Below are 1,869 nucleotides of genomic sequence, written 5' to 3' on the forward strand. Positions count from 1 at the left end.
AAACGACGCAGAGCTACGTCGAATGGTTCGTTCTCTTGAACTTTGACGGCTGGCATCCAGAGCTACCTTCTTTCATTACCGGGATCAACGTTCTCGTCGCAAGAAATTCGCGGCTGAGGTCGTCGGTTTTTAAGGGTTGCGGATGTTAACCCCTCATCGCTCGGATTGCAAAGCCTCTGATCGAAAACCGCTGGTCGGGGCATCACGCGGGGACTATTATGCGCGCCTTCGAATTCAGCCTAAACAAGGCGCAAACCCATGCTAGTACTGGGATTAGAAACCTCCTGCGACGAAACCGGCGTCGCATTATATGACAGTGAACGGGGCCTGCTGGCCGATGCACTGTTCAGTCAGATTGACCTGCATCGCGCCTATGGCGGTGTGGTGCCGGAGCTGGCCTCGCGTGACCACGTCAAGCGCATGCTGCCCTTGATTCGTCAGGTGTTAGCCGAGGCTGGCTGCGTGCCGACCGAGATCGACGCGATCGCCTACACCGCGGGCCCTGGCCTGGTTGGGGCGCTGCTGGTTGGTGCTTCCTGCGCCCAGGCACTGGCGTTCGCCTGGGGTATTCCGGCGCTCGGCGTGCATCACATGGAAGGTCATTTGCTGGCGCCGATGCTGGAGCCAAAACCACCAGAATTTCCGTTCGTCGCTTTGTTGGTCTCCGGCGGTCATACGCAGTTGGTTCAGGTCGATGGCATCGGTCAATACGCGTTGCTCGGTGAGACGCTCGACGACGCGGCCGGTGAAGCTTTCGACAAGACCGCGAAGATGATGGGCCTCAATTATCCCGGCGGGCCGGAAATCGCCAAGCTGGCGGAGAGCGGCGTCGCAGGACGTTTCACTTTCCCGCGTCCGATGTGTGATCGCCCGGGGCTGGAATTCAGCTTCAGCGGTCTGAAGACCTCGGCGCTCAATACGTGGCAGCAACGCGTCAGCGCCGGGGACGACAACGAGCAAGCCCGTTGCGACATCGCTCTGGCGTTCCAGCAGGCCGTGGTGGAGACTTTGACCATCAAGTGCAAGCGGGCCCTGAAACAGGCGGGCATGAAGCGTCTGGTGATTGCTGGCGGCGTCAGCGCCAACAAGGCGCTGCGTGTGTCCCTGGAGAAAATGCTCGGTGGCATGCAGGGCGATGTGTTTTACGCCCGTCCCGAGTTCTGCACCGACAATGGCGCGATGATCGCGTTCGCCGGTTGCCAGCGATTGCAGGCCGGACAGCAGGAAAGTCTGGCGATCAGCGTGCAGGCGCGCTGGCCGATGGAGCAATTGTCGGCGCTCTGATGAGCAGCGCTCGTGAACGGTATTCAGAAATGCCGTTCGCGCCCGGCAAACAGGTCGCGTAGATTGCCGCGGTGGCGCCAGACGATCAGCAGCGTCAATGCGCTCATCGGCAGCAGTGCCTCCGGTTCTTGCCAGGCAAGGAGTGGCAGGGTCAGCGGTGTGGCGATGAGCGCTGCCAAGGAGCTGGTGCGGGTCAGGTAGAACGTCAGCAGCCAGGCACACACCGCCAGCAGCGCAGCGGGCGGATACAGGGCTAGCAGCATGCCGGCAGCGGTGGCGACGCCCTTGCCGCCGCGAAAACGAAAGTACAGCGGGAACAGGTGACCGATCACGGCGCACACGCCAATCCAGGCCTGATCCTGTAGCGAAAGACCGATAGCCGCAGCGATCAGTACCGGCAGCAGGCCTTTGCACAGATCACCCAGCAGGGTCAGGATCGCGAGTTTGCGGCCGGCCAGGCGCAGCATGTTGGTGGCGCCGGCATTACCCGAGCCACTCATTCGCGGGTCCGGATTTCCGGTCAGGCGGCTGAGCAAAATGGCGAAGGACAGAGAGCCGAGCAGGTCGGCGCGCGTCGCCAGGCAC

Annotated in this window: 2 protein-coding genes; one reads left to right on the top strand and one right to left on the bottom strand. The window is 61.9% G+C overall.

Annotated elements, in window-relative coordinates; translation table 11 throughout:
- Positions 1-258 precede the first annotated feature (258 nt).
- Positions 259-1,284, top strand: coding sequence for a tRNA (adenosine(37)-N6)-threonylcarbamoyltransferase complex transferase subunit TsaD (tsaD, locus tag ACIQVE_RS23375; protein ID WP_402812789.1), 1,026 nt, complete (start codon positions 259-261; stop codon positions 1,282-1,284).
- Between the two features lie 23 nt (positions 1,285-1,307).
- On the opposite strand, the gene plsY is transcribed toward tsaD, so the two are convergent.
- A complete protein-coding gene (gene plsY / locus ACIQVE_RS23380) occupies positions 1,308-1,865 on the bottom strand; it encodes a glycerol-3-phosphate 1-O-acyltransferase PlsY (RefSeq protein ID WP_402812860.1) in 558 nt (185 codons plus the stop codon).
- Positions 1,866-1,869 lie beyond the last annotated feature (4 nt).

It is taken from the genome of Pseudomonas sp. NPDC098747, from assembly GCF_044760045.1.
In the GTDB taxonomy this organism is placed as follows: Bacteria; Pseudomonadota; Gammaproteobacteria; order Pseudomonadales; family Pseudomonadaceae; genus Aquipseudomonas.

What these genes read in the sequence shown, in the direction of transcription:
- tsaD (WP_402812789.1), top strand. Translation starts at nt 259, where the DNA reads ATGCTAGTACTGGGATTAGAAACCTCCTGCGACGAAACCGGCGTCGCA.